Source organism: Deltaproteobacteria bacterium (assembly GCA_016875225.1).
Classification (GTDB): Bacteria; Myxococcota_A; UBA9160; order SZUA-336; family SZUA-336; genus VGRW01.
The window spans coordinates 1-2071 of record VGRW01000169.1 but is presented as its reverse complement, the minus strand read 5'-3'; the positions used below and the strand labels follow the sequence as shown (position 1 = coordinate 2071).

General features: G+C 69.0%; 2 protein-coding genes. Both read right to left on the bottom strand.

Annotated features, from left to right (window positions below; genetic code table 11):
• Positions 1–948 (bottom strand): hypothetical protein (locus FJ108_18465; protein ID MBM4337877.1); only part of this gene is annotated, 948 nt, incomplete at its 3' end.
• On the bottom strand, positions 945–1769 hold the full coding sequence (locus tag FJ108_18460) for a ParA family protein (GenBank protein MBM4337876.1): 825 nt from the start codon (positions 1767–1769) through the stop codon (positions 945–947). The genes FJ108_18465 and FJ108_18460, both read right to left, overlap by 4 nt.
• Between the last annotated feature and the right edge of the window lie 302 nt (positions 1770–2071).

Below are 2071 nucleotides of genomic sequence, written 5' to 3'. Positions count from 1 at the left end.
GGGGTAGGCGATCTCGTAGCGAACGGGGTAGGGCAGCAGTCCGAGCGGCCCGAGCAGGGGGAACGTCGGTGTGATCGGGAAGAACGGCAGCCCGAGCAGCTTGGCGAGCGGCTGTGCGTCGTAGAGCAGCGGTGCCTGATCGTCGGCTCCGACGATCGCGACCGGAATGATCGGAACGCGGTGACGCAGCGACTCCTCGACGAAGCCGAGATGGAACGACTGCAGCACGTAGCGATCCGCCGCGCGCTTGCGGATCCCCGCCATGCCCTCGGGGAAGATCAGCACGAGCTGCTTCGCCTCGAGCAGCTCGCGCACGTTCTCCCGGCTTCCGATCACCTGCCCGACGCGCGCGTAGAAGACGTTCACGAAGGGAAGCGAGCCCGCCCAGCGATCGACCACCGTGCGGACCAGCCGGGGTGGCTGGCCGGCGAGAATTCCGTCGGCCACCACCATCGAGGCGTCGAACGGCAGCAGCCCGCCGTGATTCGCGGCCAGGATCGCCCCTTCCTTCTCCGGAATCACGGCGTGGCCGGAGCTCTGGACGCGGAACCAGTACTTGTAGAGCAGCTTGAAGAACGCGAGCGCGTTTCTCGCGACACGCGGCGACGCGCCGAACTCGTCGTACGGTCGGCCCTCCAGTCGACCGAAGAGCTGCGCAAGCCGATCGTCGTCTCTTCGCGTGAGCAGAAGACCCGTCAGGCGGTCGAGGGTGCCGGCCGCCTCGTCCCGGTCCTCGAAGCTCGGCAGCTCGGGAATCGGCGGACCGAGATCCGGCGCCTCCTGGGGAGCTTCGCTCGCGCGCCGCGGCGGCGGGGTTCTCGCCTCGGTCACGATCCGCATGCTGGTCTCGCGCAGGCGAAGCAGATAGGGGAGCGTGCCGTCGCCCTGCGAGAACGGATCGCTGCCGAGCGCGGGGCCCCCACCCGGTGCGACGTCGTCGACGCTCACGAGCGGACCCGCGTCGGCTCGCGCGCGATCAGCTCGTCGGCCACCGCAGCCATCCAGCGCGCGGCGGTCGAGCGCGGCGCGTATTCGAAGATCGTCTTCGCGCGGCTCTGCGCCTCGTCGATCAGCACCGAATAGCCGAGCACGGTCTGCGCGATCTGCTTGGGAAAGTGCAGCCTCAGCTTCTCGAGAATTTCCGCCGCCATCCGCGTATTCCGATGGAAGGTCGGGACGACGAGCGAGATCTCGAGCGCGGGGTGGGCGAAGCGAGTCCGTACCATCTCGACGGTTCGCACCAGCTCGGCCGCGCCGTCCAGGGCGAGGTAGGTGAGTGGAACCGGGAGCACGATCTCGCTGGCCGCCAGCAGGGCGTTCAGCGTCACGACCCCGAAGGACGGCGGCGCGTCGAAGAGCACGAAGTCGTACGCGGGCGCGCGCTCCAGCGCGTCGCGCAGGCAATGATTCTCCTCGCCCCGGTACGCGGCCGCCTCCTGCGGGAAGAGCGCGAGCGACTTGTTCGAAGGGATGATGTCCAGATTGGGGTGGCGCGCGCGCATGATCGGCAGCGCGGGGCGCGTGTCCTCGCCGAGCAGCGAGTCGAGCAGGAGGTTCAGCGCAGTGCGACGCGCCGCACCGACGTCGACGCCGAGCACCTTGCCGAGCTGGCCCTGCGCGTCGAGGTCGATCAGCAGAACCCGCTTGCCACGCTCGCGCGCCAGGTAGTCCCCGACGCTCGACACCAGCGTCGTCTTGCAGCTGCCCCCCTTCTCGTTGATGAAGGCGATGCGGCGTGCGATGACTTTCTTCCCCCCGGCGGAGCGCATCGACCGACGCTGCGCCCCGATTGCCTTGTTATTCCCTGGGGGACGACATGTCAATCATCGCGCGTCACACGTTCGAGTCGGGAGCGAAGCGACGCCGCTACGTCGGCGGTGTGCGCGAGGCGAACCGGGGTGATCGACACCCGACCGCTGCGCACGACGGAGAGATCCGTGAGCGCCCCGACCGCGTCGGAGTCGCGCAGCGCTCCGTCGAAGTCGTGCACGTAGAGGTCTTCGGCCTTGCGGCGGAAGAGCCGATCGTAGCCGACCGCGGCGAGCTCGGTCACGACGCGCGGCGTCTCGAC

Coding starts and splice junctions, on each gene's coding strand:
- FJ108_18460 (MBM4337876.1), bottom strand. CDS start 1,769: ATGCGCTCCGCCGGGGGGAAGAAAGTCATCGCACGCCGCATCGCCTTC.